The sequence below is a fragment of the Pseudomonas sp. NPDC098740 genome (assembly GCF_044760065.1).
Lineage (GTDB): Bacteria > Pseudomonadota > Gammaproteobacteria > Pseudomonadales > Pseudomonadaceae > Aquipseudomonas > Aquipseudomonas rossensis.
Genome location: NZ_JBIWAM010000007.1, coordinates 272237 through 294514, shown reverse-complemented (window position 1 = coordinate 294514; position 22278 = coordinate 272237). Strand labels below are relative to the sequence as shown.

Here is a 22278-nt window from a genome sequence, read left to right as displayed (position 1 = left end):
GCGGGAATCAGCTCGGCATGTTGCGCGCGTAGAAGATTTCCAGCATTTCGTGTTTCACACGCTCGGTCACCTGAGCACGCTGCTCAGACGACAGGTTGCTGGTAGCGTCGCCGAACAGGTAGTTATCCAGTTCGAAGTTCTTCAGCAGCATTTTGGTGTGGAACAGGTTTTCCTGGTACACGTTCACGTCGGTCATCTGGTACGCGTCGCGGGTGTCTTCGGAAAGGTAGTTCTGAATCGAGTTGATCTCGTGGTCGATGAAGTGCTTTTTGCCTTCCACGTCACGGGTGAAACCGCGCACACGATAATCCACGGTCACGATATCCGAATCGAACTGGTGGATCAGGAAGTTGAGCGCCTTGAGCGGTGAAATGACGCCACAGGTCGACACATCAATGTCCACACGGAATGTCGCGATGCCATCGTCCGGATGGATTTCCGGGTAGGTGTGCACCGTGATGTGGCTCTTGTCGAGGTGGGCCAGGATAATTTCAGGCAGCGGGCCCGGGGACTCTTCGATCTGACTGTCGGTCGGGGTCACCGGCTCTTCGGAGATCAGAATCGTGACACTGGCGCCCTGGGGTTCATAGTCCTGACTGGCGATGTTCAGGATGTTGGCACCAATGATATCGACAACTTCTGTGAGGATCTGCGTCAGGCGCTTCGCGTTGTATTCTTTATTGATGTACTCGACGTAAGCCTGTTGGTCTTGCGGGGTTTGCGCGTAGCAGATGTCATAGATGTTGAAGCTCAAGGTCTTTGTCAGGTTATTGAACCCGTGGAGCTTGAGTTTGCTTTTCACCGTTAAAGACTCTCTATGTATTGCGGCCCGGCCGCATGATCAAGCATGCCCGTCAGATGCGAACGACGCACCTGCGTAGGACGGTTAACACCTCTGCACAATGGCGATTCTGGTTGTCTGTTGGGGTGTGCGGCCTGTCGGGGACAGGCCACTCCCCTGAAAAAAGTGGCGCATTGTGCAGACGTCAGCTTGGGATCGCCACAGTCTGCACTGCCTTTATGATAGTTGAATGTCGATTTAACCGAGCTCGATGATCTCGTAGTCATGAGTAATTGCCACGCCAGCCGCACCAAGCATGATCGACGCCGAGCAATACTTCTCGGCAGACAGCTCGATGGCGCGTTTGACCTGGGCTTCTTTCAAGCCGCGGCCCTTGACCACGAAGTGCATGTGGATCTTGGTGAATACCTTCGGATCTTCGGTGGCACGCTCGGCTTCGAGGAAGGCTTCGCAGCTTTCAACGGCCTGACGGGACTTCTTGAGGATGCTGACCACGTCGAAATTGCTGCAACCGCCAACACCCAGCAGGAGCATTTCCATCGGCCGGACACCCAGGTTGCGACCGCCGGCATCGGGCGGACCGTCCATGACCACGACATGACCGCTGCCGGATTCGCCGAGGAACATGGCTTCGCCAGCCCATTGGATGCGTGCCTTCATCGCCAAGACTCCACTGTATAAAAAAGGGTCGCCAGCTTAGCACAGGGGCCTTGATTGACGGCGTCTCGCCTTCCTACGACGCATGCCGCTGCGCTGTAGGTAAATTCTCGAATATTGCAGGAAGTGTCTGTTAAGCTGGCGCCAATTGACTGGCGCATGGCCAGCTTTGTAGCAACCTCAGCGACTCATAAGAAAACCAAACACACCGTGAAGTCTTTTCGGGATACAACCATGGTTGCTATTACCCCAACACCCAAAATCAAGAACCTGGACAAGCTGCTGATGCACTGCCAGCGCCGTCGTTATGCGGCCAAAAGCAACATCATTTGTGCCGGCGAGCGCTCGGACACGCTGTTCTTCATCATCAAGGGTTCAGTCACCATCCTGATCGAGGATGACGATGGCCGCGAAATGATCATCGCCTACTTGAACTCCGGAGACTTTTTCGGCGAATTGGGCCTGTTCGAACAGGCCGGCCTGGAACAGGAACGCAGCGCCTGGGTGCGCGCCAAGATCGAATGCGAAGTCGCGGAGATCAGCTACGCGAAATTCCGCGAGCTGTCCCGACAGGATCCAGACATTCTTTACGTGCTCAGCGGACAAATCGCACAGCGCCTGCGCAATACCACCCGCAAAGTGGGTGACCTGGCCTTCTTCGACGTTACCGGCCGTGTCGCACGCTGCCTGCTGGAACTGTGCAAGCAGCCGGATGCGATGACTCACCCGGACGGCATGCAGATCAAGGTGACCCGTCAGGAAATCGGGCGGATTGTCGGTTGTTCCCGCGAGATGGTCGGTCGCGTACTCAAGGACCTGGAAGAACGCAACCTGGTGGACGTCAAAGGCAAGACCATGGTGGTCTTCGGTACGCGCTAAACCCTGAACATGTCTGCCAGCAACTGGCGGTACAACGTGTCGAGTCGCCCCAACGCATCAGGTGCTGCATATTTTTCATGAAGAGCAATGTGGCTCTCGGCGCGAACTCGCTGCTCCAGGCCACAGGCTTCATTGAACCGGTTGACCGCCGCAACCATCGACTCACGCTCGTTATCGAGCAACAAAGCCCCGTGCACCAACCCTACCGGACGCGTACCGCCCTTGCTCTGGCGCCAGCGCTGCGCGGTGCCAACCATCTTGCGCCCATCGAGATTGACGTTGAATCGGCCATCGCAAAACGCGCCATCAACTTCGCCCAAGGACGAAACGCCGCCCATCTCATCAAGCAACTGACAAATCGGGTCGCAGAGTCGACGATAAGCGATTTCGATCCGGTTCTGGTCACCCTCGTTACGCGGTGGCGCGTAGACCAGCGCGATATTGATGGTTGAGGCCGATTGCGGCACTGGTTCACCGCCGGTTTCACGCAATAACACCGGCCAACCCGCCGCAGCCGATACCTCGCACGCGGCCTCGAACCCAGGCAGGCGATTCAACCGTCGAGGCATGACCAGCGCCCGATCACTGGGTTGCCAGAACAGCAGACCAAACTCCGAATCGCCGGTGCACACATGGGCCAACAGATCCTGTTCGGCGAGCAAGCCGGCTTCGACGGTCAGAGAGATTGGCTGAGGCATGAATAACTCCGTAAGACATGAAGTCTTTGGGGCACTTGATGGCCTCTTCGCGGGCAAGCCCGCTCCCACAGGGGATCGGGTTGCCTGCGAAGATGTTTTCAGTCGAGGGTCGAGCCGCTGACCGGACCGCCACGCTCTGGAAAGAACAGACGCTGCAGTTCGGTGCCCGGGCTTTCGGCGCGCATGAACGCTTCGCCAACCAGGAACGCGTACACATCGCTGATTTCCATCAGCTCGACATCGGCCCGGTTGAGAATGCCACTTTCGGTGATCACCAAGCGATCACGCGGGATACGCGGCAACAGATCGAGGGTGGTTTCCAGATTGACTTCGAAGGTGTGCAGGTTGCGGTTGTTCACGCCCACCAGCGGAGTGTCCAGGGTTTTCAAGGCCCGCTCCAGCTCGTCGCCATCGTGAACTTCCACCAGCACATCGAGGCCGACACTTTTGGCCACGGCCGCCAACTCGGCCATTTTCACGTCATCCAGTGCGGAGACGATCAATAGCACGCAGTCGGCGCCCAATGCTCGGGCTTCGACGATCTGGTACGGATCGATCATGAAGTCCTTGCGGATCACCGGCAGTTTGCACGCCGCCCGCGCCTGTTGCAGATACGCATCGGCGCCCTGGAAGTAATCGATATCGGTGAGCACTGACAGACAGGTCGCGCCGCCCTTCTCGTAACTCTTGGCGATGTCGGCGGGAACGAAGTTCTCGCGGATAACACCTTTGCTCGGTGAAGCTTTCTTGATTTCTGCAATGACCGCTGGCTGCTTGAGCTTGGCCTGAGCCAACAATGCCTTGGCAAAACCACGGGGTGCATCGGCCGCCTTGGCCAGACTTTCCAGCTCCGCCAGGCTTACGCGAGCGCTACGCTCGGCGACTTCCTGGACTTTACGGGCCAGAATGTTTTCCAGAACCGTCGGTACACTCATCCCTCATTCTCCACTTTGAATACCGCGGTAAATGCACCCAACTCCTCCAGTTTTTCCCGAGCGAGGCCTGTGTGCAGCGCATCGTGCGCCAGGGCAACGCCTTCTTTCAAACTGCTGGCATGGTCGGCGGCGTACAGCGCGGCACCGGCATTGAGCATAATCATTTCCGCGGCTTTCTGACCGTTCTCGGTCTTGCGCTTGCCCAGGGCATCGCGAATCAGCTCCAGGGAAGCTGCCGGGCTATCCACTGCCAGACCGTGCAGGCTCTGGCTCTTCATCCCCAGGTCTTCTGGCTCGACCCAATACTCGGTGATCTGGTCATCCTTCAATTCCGCCACGAAGGTCGGCGCTGCCAGACTGAACTCGTCCAGGCCATCCTTCGAGTGCACCACCAGCACGTGCTTGCTGCCCATACGTTGCAAGACTTCAGCCAGCGGCCGGCACAACGCCTGATTGAACACACCCACCACCTGGTGCTTCACGCCGGCCGGATTCGTAAGCGGGCCGAGCATGTTGAACAGCGTGCGCAAGCCCAGCTCCCGGCGCGGGCCGGCGGCGTGCTTCATGGCGCTGTGATGGGTCTGGGCGAACATGAAACCGATGCCGACGTTGTCGATGCAGCGTGCGACCTGAACCGGGGTCAGGTTCAGATAGATACCCGCCGCCTCCAGCAGATCGGCGCTGCCGCTTTTGCCCGAGACCGCACGGTTACCGTGCTTGGCGACAGTGCAACCCGCGGCCGCAACCACGAACGAGGAAGCAGTCGAGACGTTGAAGATATTGGCACCGTCACCACCGGTACCGACCACATCGACGACGCCGTCGAGGGTCTTGAGTTCGACCTTGTCCGCCAGCTCGCGCATGACCGACACGGCGCCGACGATTTCGTCGATGCTCTCACTCTTCATACGCATGGCCATCATGAACGCGCCGATCTGCGCATCCGTGCATTGACCGGTCATGATTTCGCGCATGACATCGCGCATCTCATCGGTGCTGAGGTCGAGCTGTTCGACGATACGGCTCAGGGCTGTCTTGATATTCATGAAAAGTCCTTAGCGCGTGCCGCCGGTTTGTTTGAGGAAATTAGCGAACAGTTCGTGGCCCTGTTCGGTGAGGATCGACTCAGGGTGAAACTGGACGCCCTCGATGTTCAGTGTCTTGTGGCGCAGGCCCATGATCTCGTCGACCGAACCGTCTTCAAGCTGGGTCCAGGCGGTCAGCTCCAGGCAATCGGGCAGGGTTTCGCGTTTGACGATCAGTGAATGATAGCGGGTGACCGTCAGCGGATGGTTCAGACCTTCAAATACGCCTTTGTCCTCGTGGAACACCGGGCTGGTTTTGCCGTGCATGACCTGACGGGCGCGGACCACATCGCCACCAAAGGCCTGGCCGATGGACTGATGACCCAGGCAGACGCCCAGAATCGGCAATTTACCGCCAAAATGTTTGATCACATCAATCGACACGCCGGCTTCGTTCGGCGTGCAAGGGCCGGGTGAAACGACGATCCGCTCAGGGTTGAGGGCTTCGATTTCGGCAATGGTGAGCTCATCGTTGCGCACGACTTTGACCTGGGAGCCGAGCTCACCGAGGTATTGCACAACGTTGTAAGTAAAAGAGTCGTAGTTATCGATCATCAGCAACATGGCGTTAAGAACCTCTTGAATTCACTGACTTTAATACAGCCTTCGAATGATTTACCCGCAACGTCCTGCACTTTGTCAGTCGCTGGCGTCGCGCTGCAAAGCGGGTTGTCTTGCGGATAAAGAAGGCAAAGCGGTAAAGATCCGGCCGGGCCGGCAGAAGGATTCAGGCGCGCCAACGCCAACGGGCGTGTGCCTTGATGACTTGATCCAGAAGTTTGCTGACGATCAACACGGGGAAGGTCTCATTTATACGTCTCGGCACAGTAACTTAGCTGGGCAGAGCGTGCAATATGGGGCGATCGAAGCTCTTGAAACAATTGACGGGTTCGCGCCGAACGGCAACAGGCTCTATAGTTTTTGGCACTGTCGTTTTGCTCACTACAACAATAACAAACGGACTTGCTCATGATCAGACAGACATTGGCTGTACCGCTTGCCGGCTGCTTGCTCGCTATGGCCTGCACCCAGGCGATCGCGGCGCCCAACCCCTATTCGAATTTCATCGTCTTCGGCGATAGCCTCAACGATGCCGGGCAGTTTACCGACACGGGCGGCCCTCCCGGCTCGACCCTGCGCTTCACCAACCGGACCGGACCGGTTTACCAGAACGGCAGCGGCGAAGTCTATTCCGCCAACTCGACGCAATTGCTGGGTGGAAGGCTGGGGTTTTCACCGGACCAGACGGCTGCTTCAACCTCGGCGGCACGCGCGAACCAGGGTCTGCCGGACGGTAACAACTGGGCCGTTGGCGGATATCGCACCGACCAGATCCTCACCTCGATCACCAGCGTATCCGCCACGGGGGAACGCACACGCTCGGGCTATCTGCCGACAAACAACTTCAGCGCCGATCCGAATGCGCTGTATTACATTTCCGGGGGTGGTAACGATTTTCTTCAAGGACGTGTACAAAGTGGCGCTCAGGCGAATGCCGCTGCGGATCGACTGGCCAACAGCGTCCAGGTTCTGCAAACCGCCGGAGCCCGGTACATTATGGTCTGGCTGCTGCCCGACCTGGGTTTGACGCCCGCCATCAATGGCACGCCCCAGCAGGCACCCACCTCACTACTGAGCTCTGCCTTCAACCGGCAACTGGTCACCCGTCTCGCGGGGATCGATGCCGAAATCATCCCGTTGAACATTCCGCTGCTGTTGCAGGAAACCTTCGCCGATCCGGCTCGATTCGGTTTTGCTACAGGCCAGAACCTGACGGCGACTTGCTTCAGCGGTAACAGCTGCACCGAAAACGCTACGTATGGCATCAACAGTGCCACCCCGGACCCCAGCAAGCTGATTTATAACGATGGGGTTCATCCGACCGAAGCCGGGCAAAAGCTGATTTCCGACTATGCCTATTCCTTACTGGCAGCGCCTTGGGAGCTGACGTTGTTGCCGGAAATGGCCCACGCTACCTTGCGTGCGCACCAGGATGAACTGCGCAGCCAATGGCAATCGGACTGGGATAACTGGCAAGCGATCGGCCAATGGCGCGCGATTGTCGCCGGTGGCGGCCAGCATCTGGATGTCGATAGCCAAAGCAGCGGAGCCAGCGCCGACGGCGACGGTTACAACTTGAATATCGGCGGCAGCTATCGTCTCAATGACGCCTGGCGCGTCGGTGTGGCGGCGGGTTTCTATCGTCAGAATCTGGAGGCAGGCAGCAACGATTCGGACTACAAACTCAACAGCTACCTGGCCACCGCCTTCGCCCAGTTCCAGCAGAATCGCTGGTGGGCCGATGCCGCGTTGACCGGCGGTAAGCTGGATTACGACAACCTCAAACGCAAATTCGACCTGGGTGCCAGCGAAGGCGCGGAGAAAGGCGATACCGATGGCGATCTCTGGGCCTTCAGCACTCGCCTTGGCTACGACATTGCGCAACCGGGCAGCGAGTGGCACCTGTCGCCGTTCATCAGCGCCGATTACGCAAAAGTGGAAGTCGACGGCTACTCGGAAAACAGCACTCGTTCCACAGCGCTGACCTTTGATGATCAGACTCGCGATTCAAAGCGCTTGGGCGCCGGTCTGCAGGGTAAGTATCAGATCACCCCGCAGACTCAAGTGTTCGGCGAATATGCCTACGAGCGTGAGTATGAAGATGACGTGCAGAAAGTGAACATCGCCCTCAACAGCCTGCCATCCCTCGACTTCAAGCTGGATGGCTATACACCGCAAAGCCACTTGAATCGCGTGAGCCTGGGGGTCAGCCACAAGTTGACGGCCGATCTGGCGCTGCGTGGCGGATACACGTTCCGCAAGGATGATGACTTTACCCAGCAAGGGCTTACCGTTGGGGTTGCGCTGGACTTCTGATCCGGCAAACAGCAGGCACAAAAAACGCGGCGCCCTCACAGGTGCCGCGTTTTTTTATGGTGGTGAGGTCTTTGTGGGAGCTCAGCTTACCGGGGTTTGCTCGGCGAGAGCCACGGCACGGAACATCGCGCGGCGCTTGTTCAGGGTTTCTTCCCATTCCAGCGCCGGTACCGAGTCGGCAACGATGCCGCCACCGGCCTGCACGTGCAGTTCGCCGTTCTTGATCACCGCGGTGCGGATCGCGATCGCGGTGTCCATGTTGCCATTCCAGGCGAAATAGCCGACGGCGCCGCCGTAGACACCACGTTTGACCGGCTCCAGTTCGTCGATGATTTCCATCGCGCGAATCTTCGGTGCGCCAGACAAGGTGCCCGCCGGCAGAATCGCCCGCAGTGCGTCCATCGCCGTCAGCCCGACCTTCAATTGACCGGTGACGTTGGACACGATGTGCATCACGTTGGAATAACGCTCGATCACCATTTTTTCGGTGAGTTTCACCGAACCGATTTCCGAGACCCGACCGGTGTCGTTTCGGCCCAGGTCGATCAGCATCAAGTGCTCGGCAATTTCTTTGTCGTCGGACAGCAGGTCTTTTTCCAGTGCCAGGTCGGCCTCTTCGTTGGCGCCGCGCGGACGGGTGCCGGCGATGGGGCGCACGGTGATCAGGTTGTCTTCGACCCGCACCAGCACTTCCGGCGAACTGCCGACGACGTGGAAGTCGCCGAAGTTGAAGAAGTACATATAAGGCGTCGGGTTGAAGCAACGCAGCGCCCGGTACAAATCGATCGGCGCGGCCTTGAAGTCGATCGACATGCGCTGGGACGGCACGACCTGCATGCAGTCGCCGGCCAGGATGTATTCCTTGATGGTGTCGACGGCTTTTTCGTAATCGTCCTGGGTGAAGCTCGAACGAAACACCGGATCAGCAGACTGTTGCTTGCTGAAATCCAGGCCACGGCGCGGGGTAATCGGCTGACGGAGTTTTTCCAGCAGCTCCTCCAGACGCGCCTGACCTTGCTCGAAAGCATCGTCCTGCGACGGATCGGCCAGGACAATCGCATGCATCTTGCCGGCGAGGTTGTCGAATACCACTACCGCGTCAGAAACCATCAGCAGAATGTCCGGCACGCCCAACGGATCCGGGTTCGGGCACTTGCCCAGACGCTTCTCCACGTAGCGCACGCAGTCGTAACCGAAGTAACCCACCAGACCGCCATTGAAACGCGGCAGGCCAGGGATGGTTGGCACGTTGTAGCGAGCTTTGAATGCTTCGACGAAGGCCAGTGGATCTTCAGCTTCGTGGCTTTCGATCTCGACGCCGTCATGGGTCACGCTGATGTGATGGTCGTGAACCCGCAGCACGGTACGGCACGGAAGGCCGATGATCGAGTAACGGCCCCACTTCTCCCCGCCCTGCACCGATTCCAGCAGGTAGGAGTTGGGCTCGTCGGCCAGTTTCAGGTAGATCGACAGCGGTGTGTCGAAGTCGGCCAGGGTTTCGCAGGCAAGCGGGATGCGGTTATAGCCGGCAGCGGCCAAACGCAGGAATTCTTCGCGGATCATGGGGTAGCCTCGTGGCTTGAGGGTCTAACAGTCAGGTATGCAAACGCGCCGGTATGCCGGCCAGGAACAAGTCAGGCGCGCCAACGCCAGCGGGCCAGGGCCTTGATGACTTTCATCCAGAGTTTGCGAGTGACCACCACGATGGCGTTTCCAGAAGGGGGTTGAACAGCGTCGGGCAACGTTATCTCAGCGGCCGGATCCAGGCAACCGGGAATTAACTTGCGCAGATCGTCGATCACCAGCGCCGGCGACTCTTCGGCAATCGGCCGGCCATGGTTATAGCCGTAACTCAGTGCCACGCATTTGACCCCCGCCGCTTTTGCCGCCAGCACATCGCTGCGCGAATCGCCGACGAACAAGGATTGCGACGCCGGGATGTTGGTCATTTTCATCACGAAGAACAGCGCTGCCGGGTCCGGCTTTTTCTGTGGCAGGGTGTCGCCGCCGATGATCAAGCGGAAATAACGACCGATTTTCATCTGGTCCAGCAGCGGCGCGACGAAGCGCTCCGGCTTGTTGGTGATCAGCGCCATCTCTACACCCTGCTTGTGCAGCCATTTCAGGGTGTCGCGCACGCCGGGGTAGACCACCGTCAGCGCGTGACCGTCCTCATAAAAGCCGTTGAACAACGTCAGGGCATGCTCGGCTTCGACCTCATCGACACCCTCGGCGTCGATGTGGTTGGCCAAGGCCCGGCGCACCAGTACGTGCACGCCGTTGCCCACCCACTCACGCACCGATGCGATACCAGCAGGTTGACGCCCGAGTTTGAGCAGCATGTTATCCACAGCCGCTGCGAGGTCGGGGACCGAATCGACCAGCGTGCCATCCAGATCGAACATCACCAACCGCGGCAGAGACCCCGGGAACAGCTGCTCAAAGCCACTCATGGGCGAGCCAGCGCCAGTTCGGAACGCATCTTTTCAATCACCTCTTGGTAGTTCGGTGCATTGAAGATCGCCGAGCCGGCGACGAAGGTGTCAGCGCCAGCAGCGGCGATTTCACGAATGTTGTTCACGTTCACGCCGCCGTCGATTTCCAGGCGGATGTCACGGCCGGAAGCATCGATCAGTGCCCGCGCTTCACGCAGCTTGTCGAGGGTGCCGGGGATGAACTTCTGCCCGCCGAAGCCCGGGTTGACGCTCATCAGCAGGATCATGTCGACCTTGTCCATCACGTACTTGAGCACGTCCAGTGGGGTCGCCGGATTGAACACCAGGCCCGACTTGCAGCCGCCCTCGCGGATCAGTTGCAGGGAACGGTCAACATGCTGGCTGGCTTCCGGGTGGAAGGTGATGTACGTCGCGCCGGCCTCGATGAAATCACCCACGATGCGGTCCACCGGGCTGACCATCAGGTGCGCGTCGATCGGCGCGGTCACGCCGTACTTACGCAGTGCGGCACAGACCATCGGGCCGATGGTCAGGTTCGGCACGTAGTGGTTGTCCATGACATCGAAGTGCACGAAGTCGGCACCGGCGGCCAGGACGTTGTCCACTTCTTCACCCAGGCGGGCGAAGTCGGCGGAGAGAATCGACGGAGCAATGACGAAGGGCTGCATGACGCACCTTTTTTGAGCAGAATCACGATGGCGCGCATTGTATACCGCATGCTTTGAAGCGCGCACCGTGACGCGATAATCAGTAGGCCGCGCGGTAGATCTTCTCGATATCGACGGCACTCAATTTGCGCGGATTGTTGCGCATCAGGCGCTCAATTCCCGCCGCTTCCACGGCCATGGCCGGGATGGCGTCTTCGGGAACGCCGAAGCTGCGCAGGCCCGGCGGGATTTCCACCGCGGCGCACAGCTCGGTCATCGCCTCTACGGCCTTGTCCGCCGCGTCGTTGGCACTCAGATGAGCGGTCTTCACCCCCATGGCCTCGGCAATATCCTGCATGCGCTCCACGCAGGCCATTTTGTTCCAGGTCATGACATACGGCAGCAGCAAGGCATTGCTGACGCCGTGGGCGATGTTGAACCGCCCGCCCAGCGGATACGCCAGCGCATGCACCGCGCCGACCCCGGCATTACCGAACGCCATACCGGCCATCAGGCTGGCGGTGGCCATGTCTTCGCGGGCCTGGAGATTGGACGGATTGGCGTAAGCCTTCGGCAGCGCCTTGGCGATGAGCTTGATGGCGCCGATGGCCAGCGCGTCGGTAATCGGTGAGGCGTTGAGCGACAGATAGGATTCGATGGCGTGCACCAGTGCATCGACGCCACTGGCGGCAGTGACACTGCGCGGACAGGTCAGGGTCATTTGTGGACTGACCAGCGCCACGTCCGGTAATAGATAATCGCTGACGATGCCTTTCTTCAGCTGCGCGACCTTGTCGGAAAGGATCGCCACGTTGGTGACTTCCGAGCCGGTACCGGCGGTGGTCGGGATGGCGATCAGCGGCGGGCCTTTGCGCGGTACCTGATCGATGCCGAACAGATCCTCCAGCGCCCCGTGATAGCCGGCGTAGGCCGCGACACTTTTAGCGATGTCGATGGCACTGCCGCCGCCCAGGCCGATCAGTCCGTCGTGCCCGCCCTCGCGGTAGACCCGCATGCAGTCTTCGACGATGGCGATTTCCGGGTCTGGCAATACACGGTCGAAAATTTCGTAGGTTCGGTCGCCCAGCTGCGCCAGCGCCAGCTCGACCGTGCCGGACTTGACCAGTGCGGCATCGGTGACGATCAGAGGGTTGTCGATGTCCAGGCGTGTCAGTTCAGCCGCCAACTGCTCGATGGCACCTGCGCCGGTGATCAGTTTGTGAGCGATTTTGAAAGAGGAAAGACTCATGTGCGCAGCCTCTTATAGATAGGGGAGCTGGGCACAAGAGTAGCTGGGGATTGGGGTTTGTCTGCTATTCAGGCCATGAATGACCAGAGATCTCGAACACCGCACAAAACCCCTGTAGGAGCTGTCGAGTAAAACGAGGCTGCGATCTTGTGATCTTAAGAAATCAAGATCAAAAGATCGCAGCCTCGTTTTACTCGACAGCTCCTACAGGGACAGCGTCAGACCTGGGCGGTACGCAGTTTTTCGCTACGGCCGCGCAGCCATTCCAGGGTCAGCAGCAGGATCACCGAGAAGGCAATCAGCAACGTCGCCGCCGCCGCGATGGTCGGGCTGAGGTTTTCGCGGATGCCGCTGAACATCTGCCGTGGCAATGTCGCTTGTTCAGGTCCGGCGAGGAACAGCGTCACCACCACTTCATCGAACGAAGTCGCGAAGGCAAACAGCGCACCGGAGATCACGCCGGGGGCAATCAGCGGCAGTGTCACCCGACGGAACGCCGTGAGCGGCGAAGCACCGAGGCTGGCAGCAGCGCGCACCAGGTTCTGGTTAAACCCCTGCAACGTCGCCGACACCGTGATGATCACAAACGGCACACCCAACACCGCATGCACCACGATCAGCGAGAAGAAGCTGTTACCCAGCCCCAGTGGCGCGAAGAACAGATAGCTCGCCACACCAATGATCACCACCGGCACCACCATCGGCGAAATCACCAGCGCCATCACCAGCGCCTTGCCGCGAAAGTCGCCGCGGGTCAGACCAATGGCCGCCAACGTACCGAAAATCATCGCCAGCACCGTGGCCGCCGGGGCGACGATGATGCTGTTCTTCAACGCACGCATCCATTCCGCCGAAGCGAAAAAGTCGTGGTACCACTGCAGCGAGAAACCTTGCAGCGGGTACACCAGGAAACTGCCTGAGTTGAACGACAGCGGAATGATCACCAGCACTGGCAGGATCAGGAACAACAGAATCAAGCCGCAGAGAATCCGCAAGCTGTAGAACCACACCCGTTCAATGGGCGACATATAAGGACTCAGCATTTCGTTCTCCCCTTAGCTCAGGCGCAGGCGACTGGCGCCCACCAGCCAGCTGTAAATCAGATAAAGCACCACGGTCGCCAACAGCAGCAGCCCACCGAGTGCGGTCGCCATGCCCCAGTTGATGCTGGTGTTGGTGTAGAAGGCGACGAAGTAACTGACCATCTGATCGTTCGGGCTGCCCAGCAAGGCCGGGGTGATGTAGTAGCCGATGGCGAGGATGAACACCAACAGGCAACCGGCGCCGACACCGGCATAGGTCTGCGGGAAGTACACCCGCCAGAAACTGGCGAACGGATGGCAGCCGAGGGAAATCGCGGCGCGCATGTAAGTCGGCGAGATGCCTTTCATTACGCTGTAGATCGGCAGAATCATGAACGGCAGCAGGATGTGCACCATGGAGATGTAAACCCCGGTGCGGTTGAACACCAGCTCCAGCGGTTTATCGATGATGCCCATGGCCATCAGCCCGCTGTTGATCAAGCCACCCGATTGCAGCAACACGATCCACGCGGCGACCCGCACCAGGATCGAGGTCCAGAACGGCAACAGCACCAGAATCATCAGCAGGTTGCTTTGGCGTGATGGCAGGTTCGCCAGCAAGTACGCCAACGGATAAGCCAGCACCAGGCAGATCACGGTGATGATCAAACCCATCCAGAACGTGCGGGCGAAGATGTCGAGGTAGATCGCTTGGTCCGGGGTAGCCGGGGCCACTTCACCGAGGTCGTCGATACGGTGGTCGACCGCCGCCAGCAGGTAGTACGGGGTAATGCTGCTGGTGTTACGGCGCACCGCTTGCCAGTAGGCCGGGTCGCCCCAGCGCTCGTCGAGACCTTCCAGCGCTTCTTTATAAGAGGCCGGCTCGGTGGCGAACGGTAAGGCACGTGCAGTTTTGGTCAGCAGGCTGCGGTAGCCGGCCAACTCCATGTTCAAGCGCTTGGACAGGTCGCCCAAGGTCTGATTCTTGCGGGCTTCAGCCAGGTCTTCGCTGGCGGCCTTGTAAACCGGTTCAGCGGGCAGGCCTCGGCCATCCCAACTGGCGATAGCCGACACGGTGCGCGGCATGCCGCCCACCACTTCCGGGTTACCGACACTTTTGTAGAGCAGCGCCACGATGGGCACCAGGAACACCAGCAACAGAAACAGCACCAACGGCGCGATCAAGGCTTGTGCTTTCCAGCGGTTGATCCGCTCGGCGTGCTTGAGCCGCTGCTTCAAGGTGGGGTCGGTGCCCGCGTTCAGGGGAATGGCGGTGGCCATGGCGTACTCCGGAAATCTTTGATCGTTGCAGAGGCATACAAACAACCTGTGGGAGCGAGCTTGCTCGCGATGGGGGCATTACATTCAACATCAATGTTGACTGACCCACTGCTATCGCGAGCAAGCTCGCTCCCACAAGGATTGCGGTGTTCAAACCACAGGGTATTGCTTACTTCGCAGCCCAGGAATTGAAGCGCTGTTCCAGTTGCTCACCGTTGTCAGCCCAGAAGCTGACGTCGATCTGCACCTGGTTGGCGATGTTTTCCGGGGTGGTCGGCATGTCTTTCAGGACATCCTTGGCCAGCAACGGTACGGCTTGAATGTTGGCCGGGCCGTAGGCGATGTTTTCCGAGTAGGTCTTTTGCTGCTGCGGCGCCACCGAGAAAGCGATGAATTTCTTCGCCGCTTCAGCGCGTGCTTTATCCAGACCTTTCGGGATGGCCCATGCGTCAAAGTCGTAGATACCGCCGTTCCACACGACTTTCAGGTTGCTTTCTTTCTGCACGGCAGCGATCCGGCCGTTGTAGGCCGAGCTCATGACCACGTCGCCGGAAGCGAGGTACTGCGGCGGTTGCGCGCCGGCTTCCCACCACTGGATGCTTGGTTTCAGCTCATCAAGCTTCTTGAACGCGCGGTCCTGACCATCCTTGCCGGCCAGTACTTTGTAGACGTCTTTCGGCGCAACGCCGTCGGCCATCAGAGCGAATTCCAGGGTGTACTTGGCGCCTTTGCGCAGGCCACGTTTGCCCGGGAATTTCTTGGTGTCCCAGAAATCCACCCAGCCGGTCGGTGCGGAAGCCAGTTTGTCGGCGTTGTAGGCCAGCACGGTCGACCACACGAAGAAGCCCACGCCGCATGGCTGGATGGCGCCTTTGACGTAGTCTTCGGACTTGCCGAACAACTTCGGATCAAGCTGCTCGAACATGTCTTCATCGCAACCACGGGACAGTTCTGGCGATTCAACTTCTACCAGGTCCCAGGACACGCTCTTGGTGTCGACCATGGCTTTGACCTTGGCCATCTCACCGTTGTACTCGCCTGCCACGATCTTGCCGTTGCCTGCCGCTTCCCACGGTGCATAGAAGGCTTTGACCTGCGCTGCCTTGTTCGCCCCGCCAAAGGACACCACGGTCAGGTCCGGGCCCGCCGCCATTGCGTGTGCCGCACCGATCATGCCCATGACCAAAGCGGTGAATTTCAGGGATCTCAACATTTATTGTTCTCTCCACGTGCAGGGTTGGTGTTGTTGAAGCAGGGGGGGCGATCAATGCGCCTCTAGAAGTGGGTCGAGCGCGCGAACGTGTTCGACCTGCCAGCCAAGCGGTACTACGTCGCCGACGGCCAGCGCGGGATCGAGCTCGGCAATCGGTTGTTTCACAAAGAAATCGGTCTTGCCGCAGACTTCCAGGCGAACCCGGACGTGGTCGCCCAGATAGATGAATTCCGCCACCCTCCCTGAGAAGCGGTTGACGCAGGATTCGCTCGAACCATTGAGGCTCACGCGTTCCGGGCGAATCGACAGCGTGACCGGTTCGCCGGTCTTGCCGACGTTGACCGCCAGGGCTTCAACCTTTTCACCGCGCCCCAACTCAACCACGCAGCGGTCGCCGGTGTGACTGTGCAAGCGGCCATTGAGGCGGTTGTTCTCGCCGATGAAGTTGGCGACGAAGGTGTTTTTCGGCTCTTCGTACAGAGTGCGCGGCGGCGCGATCTGCTGGATTTCGCCCTGGTGGAACACGGCCACGCGATCGGACATGGTCAGGGCTTCGCCCTGGTCGTGGGTCACGTAGACCACGGTCACGCCGAGGCGCTGGTGCAGGTGCTTGATTTCCATCTGCATGTGTTCACGCAGCTGTTTGTCCAGTGCGCCGAGGGGTTCGTCCATCAGCACCAGTTGCGGTTCGAACACCAACGCGCGGGCCAGGGCCACACGCTGTTGCTGACCACCGGACAGTTGCGCCGGGTAACGCTGGGCGAAGGTGTCGAGCTGAACCATGCTCAGGACTTTTTTGACCTTGTCGCTGACATCGCTCTTGTTCAAGCCGCGCACAGTCAGCGGGAACGCCAGGTTCTCGGCCACCGTCATGTGCGGGAACAATGCGTAGTTCTGGAACACCATGCCGATGTCGCGTTTGTGCGGCGGCACGTTGTTGATGGAACGCCCGGCCAGCTGGATTTCGCCTGCGGTCGGCGTTTCGAAACCGGCGAGCATCATCAGGCTGGTGGTCTTGCCGGAGCCGGACGGGCCGAGCAAGGTGAGGAATTCGCCTTTGCGAATCTCCAGGTTGAGGTCTTTGACGATCAGGTTCTCGCCGTCGTAGCTTTTTTGTACTCCACGAAAGCTGACCAGAATATCGCTGGCCCCTGCGTTTGTATCGACCTGGCTCATACCCACACCTTTGTTGTGATGACTGCTGTGGACTAAGCCTAGTGGACGCTGCCGACCACGCAAATCGGGGCGCAGGAGAGAATGGCCTCAGCCGGATGGAAGGTTGGGGGTAGGGATTGCCCTACAAGGATGGCGGGGATGGATAGGGCCAGCGGCAATCTTGAAGCTGCAAGCCGCAAGAACGGGCAAAAGCGGCTTTGCAGGATGTCGTAAATGGACATGCCACCACGGCCCTGTGGGAGCGAGCTTGCTCGCGATAGCGGCGGGTCAGTCACAGAAATGTTGAATGTGCTGCCGTCATCGCGAGCAAGCTCGCTCCCACAGGGACTGCGGTGTTCTTTAGAGGAGTTTGTGCTCCATCGCGTACTTCACCAGTTCCGCCAGGGAGGTGATGTTGAGTTTCTGCATCAGCCGCGCCTTGTGGGTGCTGATGGTTTTACTGCTTAAGGCCAGTTGCTGGGCGATGTCGTTGACGTTGGCGCCCTGGGCCAGGCGTTCGAACACCGAGAATTCGCGCTCAGACAACAACGAGTGCAACGGCCGCGAATCGGTCAGGCCGACTTCGAAGACCATACGGTCGGCCAGGTCCGGGTCGATGTAACGCCCGCCCGCCGCGACCTTGCGGATCGCCGTCAGCAGCAGTGCCGGATCGCTATCCTTGGTCGCATAACCCGCGGCGCCGACCTTCAACGCACGAGCGGCCATTTGCGCTTCGTCATGCATCGACAACACCAGAATCGCCGGCGGATTGTTCAGCGCACGAATCCGCGGAATCGCCTCCAGCCCGTTAACCCCGGGCATGGAGATGTCCAGCAAGACCACTTCGCAGGGAACATGGCGCAAGGTCTCGAGCAATTGCTCGCCATTACTCGCCTCCCCTACCACCAGCAAATCCTTGGCCAGGCCGATCAATTGCTTGATGCCTTCGCGGACGATGGTGTGGTCTTCGGCTACCAGTACACGGATCACTTACTTCTCCTCATCCAGCGGCACTCGCACGCTCAGGGTCGTGCCTTCACCCGGTTCACTCTCAAGCGACAACTGCCCGCCCATGATCAACACTCGCTCGCGCATGCCGACCACCCCGAAGGAGGTTGACCTACCGGTGGCGGGGACAAATCCTACGCCATCATCGCTGACGGTCAGACACAACTCGTCGCCTTCCAGCGCCAATGTCAGTTCGACAGTATGCGCCTGGGCATGGCGCATGACATTGGTCAGCGCTTCCTGAAGGATCCGGAACAGGCCAATCGCCTTGGCATCACTGAGCACCGGCAGGTTCTCCGGCACCTGCACCAGACACGGAATCTGTGTGCGCGCCTCGAATCGGCGAGCCTGCCACTCGATGGCCGAGGCGATCCCGGCGTCGAGAATCGGCGGCCGCAGTGCCGTGGCTACATCGCGAACCAGTTGGAATAGCTGAGCGATCAGTCGCTTCATGCTGTTCAAGCGTTCGTTCAGACCGGGGTCGAGCTGGGCGTAGGCCAGTTCGCACATGGAGGTTTCCAGCTTCAGCACCGTGAGCATCTGACCCAGTTCGTCGTGAACTTCCCGGGCGATACGGGCTTTTTCCTCTTCCCGCACGCTCTCCAGGTGTGCGGACAACTCACGCAGCTGCTCGCGAGAGCTGGCCAGTTCCAGTTCGATGCGCTTGCTCTCGCTGATGTCCCAGACGATCCCGTCCCAGACATAGGCGCCGTCTTCGAGTCGGCGGGTGATGGCCTTGATTTCGGCCCAGCGCTGTTCGCCCGAACGGGTGAGAATCCGTCCCTGCCACGACCAGTCACTGTCGGTATCCAGCGCATGGTCCTGGGTTTGGTGATAACTGGCCTTGTCGTCCGGGTGCACCAGGCTGCGCAGGCCTTTGTCGCGATGCGCCAGGGTGGCCGGTGAGTAACCCACCAGGCTCTCGCTGCCTTCACTGATATAGGCAAAGTCGATCTGCCCCGTCACCGGCGCCCGCTCCAGACGAAAGACCAGTCCTGGAACGTTGGCGGCGATCCCTTGCAGGCGCGCTTCGCTTTCCTGCAACGCGGCCAATGCACGGCGGCGCTCGGTGACGTCGTTGAGGTAAACCACCAGGTATTCACCGTCACGAAACCGCAAAAAGCTCAGCGAAACATCCGCCGGCAGATTGCTGCCATCCGCCCGCACGCAATTGGTTTCGAAACTTTGCGGGCCGTCCTCACTGGCCCGGGCGCGTTTCCACAGGTTCAGCCAGCGGTCCATGTGCAAGCCGGGTTCGAAGTCGATCAGCGGCCGATCAATGATCCCGCCCGCCGGATAACCCAGCATGGTTTCGGCCGCGCGATTGGCGTAGCGCACATGGCTGTCCCAGTTGACCCAAAGGATACCGACGGTGCTCTGGTCGATGGAAAACTGCGTGAGGCTCAAGGCTTCTTCGCTGGCGGCACGCAACGCAATGTCTTCGCGCGCGGCCCGCAAACGATGCTCAAGACTGTGCTGCTGCCGACGCTGCCAGAACACGATGGCCATGCTGCTGAGCAGCAACACCACCAACAGCAGGCAGAGGTTTTGCCAGAACCCCGGGGACTCGGTCAGCCTCGGGTATTTGGGTTGCAGCCATTGGTTGTGCAGTTGCTCCAGGTCCTTGGCCGGGATCGCCCGCAGCGCGCTTTCGACGATGCCGGCCAGTTCCGGCCAGTCCCGGCGCGTGGCCACCCGCAACAGTTGCGGCAGGCCGATATCCCCGACCACCACCAGCCCGGCGAACTCAGGTTCGACGGACAAACGCCCCAGCTGCGCTTCGTCGACCACGGCATAACTGGCCTGCTGACTCAATAACAGTTGCAGTGCCTGACGCTCGATCGGTACGCCTTGAAGGTTCAGGTGCGGGTAATTGCTGCGCAGGTAATCGGCGGTGGCGCCGGGCATGCGCACGGCGACGCGGGTCTGGCTGTCGAGTTTTTCCAGCTCCACCACGCCGGTGCTTTTCTGGTCGCTGACCACCAGTTGCGGCACCCGCATATACGGGTCGGAAAACTGCCAGAGCCGCAGGCCACCGGGGGTTTGGGTCAGCCCCGGAGCGATGTCGATCTCACCCTCGCGCGCGGCGGCTTCCAGTTGCGTCAGGTCAGGAAAGTTGCGCCAGCTCAGCTCGACTTTGAGCGCCTTGGCCAGCCACTTCATCAGTTCGACATTGACCCCGGACAAACGCTGCAAGCGGCGATCGTATTGGGCGTAGGGCACCTGCAACACCAGCCCTACGCGCAATTCGCCATGTTGCGCCAGCCATTGCTGCTGGCCCGCGGACAATTGCGCGACGTGCACCGGTGGCGCGGGAGCCGCCCAGCCCATCAAGGGAAACCACAAACAGCCGATAACCCACAGGCAGCGAAAACGCATCATCGAAATCTCACACACTGACAAATACTGACCAACCCATTAGGCTGCCGGAATAACTTCTGGCCTGGAATATCCGATGCCCCCTGTCTACCGCCTGGCACTGCCAGCATTGTGCCTGTCGCTGATCCTGCCTTGTGCCTTTTCCGTCGAGGCCGCCGACCCGGCGCCTGCCACTACGGGAACACCCGCCGAAGAAAAACCGGTCGAGCGCCAGCCGCTGCTTGAGCGTAGTCAGGAAGAAGCGTCTGCACTTGAGCGACAGATCCCGGCTCAGGAACAGCAGCAACTGCAAGCGGGCAGCGACACGTTTCTGGCCTTGTGGAAACCGGCCAATACCGGCGAACCCAAAGGCGCGGTGATTATCATCCCGGGCGCCGGCGAAACCGTTGACTGGCCGCAAGCAATCGGTCCATTGCGACGTAAATTGCCGGACGCCGAATGGAGCAGCCTGAGTATCACCTTGCCGGACCTGCAAAGCGATGCCATTGCGCCGCGTATCGTAGAAGTGGCACCCACACCCAAAGCCCCTGACACCGGCAGCAAAGACTCGACCACCGCCGCGCCCATCGAACAAGCGGCGGGCGGTGAAGCGGAGGTGGCGGACAAGGCGATCGCCGAAACCACCGAGGAACAGGCCAAAGCCGACGCCGAACGAATCTTCGCCCGCATCGACGCCGCCATCGCCTACGCCGAACAGCAACGCGCTCGCAGCATTGTCGTTCTGGGGCATGGCACTGGCGCTTACTGGGCCGCGCGCTACCTGAGCGAAAAGCAGCCCTCGCAAGTGGAGAAGTTTGTGATGGTCGCCGCTCAGATGCCGGCGAAAGCCAAACCAGAGCTGGCCGAACTGACACCGAGCCTGAAGCTGCCCACCGCAGACATCTTCTATATGGACAAGCCGCTGGATCGCAACCTGGCGCTGGAACGCTTGCAAGCCAGCAAACGTTTGAAGACTTCGGGGTTCAGTCAGGTCTCGCTCAAGGCTTTGCCGGGTAATTCCAAGGCTGAGCAAGAGCAGCTGTTCCGTCGGGTGCGGGGCTGGTTGAGTCCGCAGAACGCGAATTAAGCAAAAGCAAAAGATCGCAGCCTGCGGCAGCTCCTACAGGTGTACGCATAACCCGGTGTAGGAGCTGCCGCAGGCTGCGATCTTTTGATCTTCCGGGCCGCTACCGAAAATCCCGCCGCTCGCGAATCAATGTGTAGGCGCTATGCAGTTCGCGAGTCTTGTCTGTGGCTTCACGCACCTGCAGCGCCGTCGCACCGCTGCCGGCGATCTTGTCCGGGTGATGGCGACTCAGCAGGCGTCGATAAGCACGCTTGATTTGCGCCGGCTCGCTGGTCGCCGAAACGCCCAAAAGCCGCAGAGCATCTTGATAGGTCAGCGCGCTGCTGGCCTGTGCAAACTTGTGCTGCTCGTAATCGGCCGACAGCGCCTGCACCTGTCGTGACGTCCAGCCCAGCCATTTACCCCACTGTCTGATCAGCTCTCGCTCAGCGCTACCGGCGCGGCCATCAGCCCAAATCATCCGCCAACAGGCGCGCAAGACGCCTTCGGCCGCATGGGGCTGAGCGCTCAAGCGGCGCAAATAACCGCGCAACCGGTCATCTCCCGACTTGCCACGATTGAACGCGGCAATGGCCCGACGCTGGGCCGACTCGGTCATTTCCAGCGAACGCATTTCCTGACGGGCCTGCTGGATGTGGCCTTCCACCACCCGTCCATCGCACTTGGCCAGCCGCCCCAACAACACAAACAGCAGTTCATCGTTGCGCAGCACCGAGCGGCCACCGAGCTTTTCTCGCAAGTGCGCCCAGCTCTGCAAGTGCAAGTGCCGGTCCAGCACCTGCCCCAACAAGGCGCCAAGCATGGCCCCCGGAATGCTGGCGATGTAAAAGCCCGCTCCGGCTCCAATCAGAGTCCCTGGCCACAACATG

21 protein-coding genes are annotated in these 22278 nt (G+C 59.8%); 4 read left to right on the top strand and 17 right to left on the bottom strand.

The features are described 5' to 3' along the window. Positions 1-7 precede the first annotated feature (7 nt). Both speD and ACIQU2_RS12020 read right to left on the bottom strand, forming a co-directional pair. Complete coding sequence (gene speD / locus ACIQU2_RS12025; protein ID WP_347804970.1) at positions 8-802, bottom strand: adenosylmethionine decarboxylase; 795 nt, start codon at positions 800-802, stop codon at positions 8-10. Positions 803-1039: 237 nt separating this feature from the next. Continuing rightward, positions 1040-1462 carry an OsmC family protein gene (locus ACIQU2_RS12020; RefSeq protein ID WP_007941657.1) on the bottom strand — a complete coding sequence of 141 codons (423 nt, stop codon included), beginning with the start codon at positions 1460-1462 and terminating at the stop codon, positions 1040-1042. A gap of 231 nt (positions 1463-1693) precedes the next feature. Between ACIQU2_RS12020 and crp the strand changes: the two genes are divergently transcribed. Continuing rightward, positions 1694-2338, top strand: coding sequence for a cAMP-activated global transcriptional regulator CRP (crp, locus tag ACIQU2_RS12015; protein ID WP_347804971.1), 645 nt, complete (start codon positions 1694-1696; stop codon positions 2336-2338). Here crp and ACIQU2_RS12010 read toward each other — a convergent pair. The 4 genes from ACIQU2_RS12010 to ACIQU2_RS11995 all read right to left on the bottom strand — a co-directional run bounded on the left by ACIQU2_RS12010 (position 2335) and on the right by ACIQU2_RS11995 (position 5620). Beyond that, a complete protein-coding gene (locus tag ACIQU2_RS12010; protein WP_347804972.1) occupies positions 2335-3036 on the bottom strand; it encodes a lipoyl protein ligase domain-containing protein in 702 nt (233 codons plus the stop codon). The two genes, crp and ACIQU2_RS12010, sit on opposite strands and share 4 nt — an antisense overlap. Before the next feature lie 98 nt (positions 3037-3134). Continuing rightward, on the bottom strand, positions 3135-3971 hold the full coding sequence (trpC, locus tag ACIQU2_RS12005; RefSeq protein WP_347804973.1) for an indole-3-glycerol phosphate synthase TrpC: 837 nt from the start codon (positions 3969-3971) through the stop codon (positions 3135-3137). Next, positions 3968-5017, bottom strand: a complete 1050-nt coding sequence (gene trpD / locus ACIQU2_RS12000) for an anthranilate phosphoribosyltransferase (RefSeq protein ID WP_056741323.1) — start codon at positions 5015-5017, stop codon at positions 3968-3970. Before trpD ends, trpC begins: the two co-directional genes overlap by 4 nt. 9 nt (positions 5018-5026) lie before the next feature. After that, positions 5027-5620 (bottom strand): aminodeoxychorismate/anthranilate synthase component II, encoded by a 594-nt coding sequence (locus ACIQU2_RS11995; protein ID WP_033056198.1) that lies wholly within the window; start codon positions 5618-5620, stop codon positions 5027-5029. Positions 5621-5666: 46 nt separating this feature from the next. Here ACIQU2_RS11995 and ACIQU2_RS11990 point away from each other — a divergent pair, with 46 nt between their 5' ends. Continuing rightward, positions 5667-6029, top strand: coding sequence for a hypothetical protein (locus ACIQU2_RS11990; RefSeq protein WP_403140772.1), 363 nt, complete (start codon positions 5667-5669; stop codon positions 6027-6029). Then, positions 6026-7933, top strand: coding sequence for an esterase EstP (gene estP, locus ACIQU2_RS11985; protein WP_403140771.1), 1908 nt, complete (start codon positions 6026-6028; stop codon positions 7931-7933). The genes ACIQU2_RS11990 and estP overlap by 4 nt, the downstream gene beginning before the upstream one ends. An 81-nt stretch (positions 7934-8014) precedes the next feature. On the opposite strand, the gene trpE is transcribed toward estP, so the two are convergent. The 10 genes from trpE to ACIQU2_RS11935 all read right to left on the bottom strand — a co-directional run bounded on the left by trpE (position 8015) and on the right by ACIQU2_RS11935 (position 20346). After that, positions 8015-9496, bottom strand: a complete 1482-nt coding sequence (gene trpE / locus ACIQU2_RS11980; protein ID WP_403140770.1) for an anthranilate synthase component I — start codon at positions 9494-9496, stop codon at positions 8015-8017. A 71-nt stretch (positions 9497-9567) separates the two neighbouring features. Further along, complete coding sequence (locus tag ACIQU2_RS11975; RefSeq protein WP_347804976.1) at positions 9568-10386, bottom strand: phosphoglycolate phosphatase; 819 nt, start codon at positions 10384-10386, stop codon at positions 9568-9570. Continuing rightward, complete coding sequence (rpe, locus tag ACIQU2_RS11970; protein ID WP_008027088.1) at positions 10383-11057, bottom strand: ribulose-phosphate 3-epimerase; 675 nt, start codon at positions 11055-11057, stop codon at positions 10383-10385. Before rpe ends, ACIQU2_RS11975 begins: the two co-directional genes overlap by 4 nt. A gap of 79 nt (positions 11058-11136) precedes the next feature. Beyond that, positions 11137-12285, bottom strand: coding sequence for an iron-containing alcohol dehydrogenase (locus ACIQU2_RS11965; RefSeq protein WP_403140766.1), 1149 nt, complete (start codon positions 12283-12285; stop codon positions 11137-11139). A gap of 218 nt (positions 12286-12503) precedes the next feature. Beyond that, entirely contained in the window at positions 12504-13328 is an 825-nt protein-coding gene (locus tag ACIQU2_RS11960; RefSeq protein ID WP_347804978.1) for an ABC transporter permease, read from the bottom strand. Positions 13329-13340: 12 nt separating this feature from the next. Beyond that, a complete protein-coding gene (locus tag ACIQU2_RS11955) occupies positions 13341-14588 on the bottom strand; it encodes an ABC transporter permease (protein ID WP_347804979.1) in 1248 nt (415 codons plus the stop codon). 169 nt (positions 14589-14757) lie between these two features. Beyond that, positions 14758-15801 (bottom strand): ABC transporter substrate-binding protein, encoded by a 1044-nt coding sequence (locus ACIQU2_RS11950; protein ID WP_347804980.1) that lies wholly within the window; start codon positions 15799-15801, stop codon positions 14758-14760. A gap of 51 nt (positions 15802-15852) precedes the next feature. Beyond that, complete coding sequence (locus tag ACIQU2_RS11945) at positions 15853-16977, bottom strand: ABC transporter ATP-binding protein (protein WP_403140762.1); 1125 nt, start codon at positions 16975-16977, stop codon at positions 15853-15855. A gap of 339 nt (positions 16978-17316) precedes the next feature. Beyond that, positions 17317-17946 carry a response regulator transcription factor gene (locus ACIQU2_RS11940; RefSeq protein ID WP_003210977.1) on the bottom strand — a complete coding sequence of 210 codons (630 nt, stop codon included), beginning with the start codon at positions 17944-17946 and terminating at the stop codon, positions 17317-17319. Continuing rightward, positions 17947-20346: a PAS domain S-box protein gene (locus ACIQU2_RS11935; protein ID WP_403140760.1), complete on the bottom strand. Its 2400-nt coding sequence runs from the start codon at positions 20344-20346 to the stop codon at positions 17947-17949. A gap of 73 nt (positions 20347-20419) precedes the next feature. Between ACIQU2_RS11935 and ACIQU2_RS11930 the strand changes: the two genes are divergently transcribed. Beyond that, positions 20420-21409 carry an alpha/beta hydrolase family protein gene (locus ACIQU2_RS11930; protein WP_403140757.1) on the top strand — a complete coding sequence of 330 codons (990 nt, stop codon included), beginning with the start codon at positions 20420-20422 and terminating at the stop codon, positions 21407-21409. 100 nt (positions 21410-21509) lie between these two features. Here ACIQU2_RS11930 and ACIQU2_RS11925 read toward each other — a convergent pair whose 3' ends face one another. After that, entirely contained in the window at positions 21510-22277 is a 768-nt protein-coding gene (locus ACIQU2_RS11925) for a TerB family tellurite resistance protein (protein ID WP_347803154.1), read from the bottom strand. Position 22278 lies beyond the last annotated feature (1 nt).

Coding starts and splice junctions, on each gene's coding strand:
- ACIQU2_RS12020 (WP_007941657.1), bottom strand. CDS start 1,462: ATGAAGGCACGCATCCAATGGGCTGGCGAAGCCATGTTCCTCGGCGAA.
- crp (WP_347804971.1), top strand. CDS start 1,694: ATGGTTGCTATTACCCCAACACCCAAAATCAAGAACCTGGACAAGCTG.
- ACIQU2_RS12010 (WP_347804972.1), bottom strand. CDS start 3,036: ATGCCTCAGCCAATCTCTCTGACCGTCGAAGCCGGCTTGCTCGCCGAA.
- trpC (WP_347804973.1), bottom strand. CDS start 3,971: ATGAGTGTACCGACGGTTCTGGAAAACATTCTGGCCCGTAAAGTCCAG.
- trpD (WP_056741323.1), bottom strand. CDS start 5,017: ATGAATATCAAGACAGCCCTGAGCCGTATCGTCGAACAGCTCGACCTC.
- ACIQU2_RS11995 (WP_033056198.1), bottom strand. CDS start 5,620: ATGTTGCTGATGATCGATAACTACGACTCTTTTACTTACAACGTTGTG.
- ACIQU2_RS11990 (WP_403140772.1), top strand. CDS start 5,667: ATGATTTACCCGCAACGTCCTGCACTTTGTCAGTCGCTGGCGTCGCGC.
- estP (WP_403140771.1), top strand. CDS start 6,026: ATGATCAGACAGACATTGGCTGTACCGCTTGCCGGCTGCTTGCTCGCT.
- trpE (WP_403140770.1), bottom strand. CDS start 9,496: ATGATCCGCGAAGAATTCCTGCGTTTGGCCGCTGCCGGCTATAACCGC.
- ACIQU2_RS11975 (WP_347804976.1), bottom strand. CDS start 10,386: ATGAGTGGCTTTGAGCAGCTGTTCCCGGGGTCTCTGCCGCGGTTGGTG.
- rpe (WP_008027088.1), bottom strand. CDS start 11,057: ATGCAGCCCTTCGTCATTGCTCCGTCGATTCTCTCCGCCGACTTCGCC.
- ACIQU2_RS11965 (WP_403140766.1), bottom strand. CDS start 12,285: ATGAGTCTTTCCTCTTTCAAAATCGCTCACAAACTGATCACCGGCGCA.
- ACIQU2_RS11960 (WP_347804978.1), bottom strand. CDS start 13,328: ATGCTGAGTCCTTATATGTCGCCCATTGAACGGGTGTGGTTCTACAGC.
- ACIQU2_RS11955 (WP_347804979.1), bottom strand. CDS start 14,588: ATGGCCACCGCCATTCCCCTGAACGCGGGCACCGACCCCACCTTGAAG.
- ACIQU2_RS11950 (WP_347804980.1), bottom strand. CDS start 15,801: ATGTTGAGATCCCTGAAATTCACCGCTTTGGTCATGGGCATGATCGGT.
- ACIQU2_RS11945 (WP_403140762.1), bottom strand. CDS start 16,977: ATGAGCCAGGTCGATACAAACGCAGGGGCCAGCGATATTCTGGTCAGC.
- ACIQU2_RS11935 (WP_403140760.1), bottom strand. CDS start 20,346: ATGATGCGTTTTCGCTGCCTGTGGGTTATCGGCTGTTTGTGGTTTCCC.
- ACIQU2_RS11930 (WP_403140757.1), top strand. CDS start 20,420: ATGCCCCCTGTCTACCGCCTGGCACTGCCAGCATTGTGCCTGTCGCTG.
- ACIQU2_RS11925 (WP_347803154.1), bottom strand. CDS start 22,277: ATGTTGTGGCCAGGGACTCTGATTGGAGCCGGAGCGGGCTTTTACATC.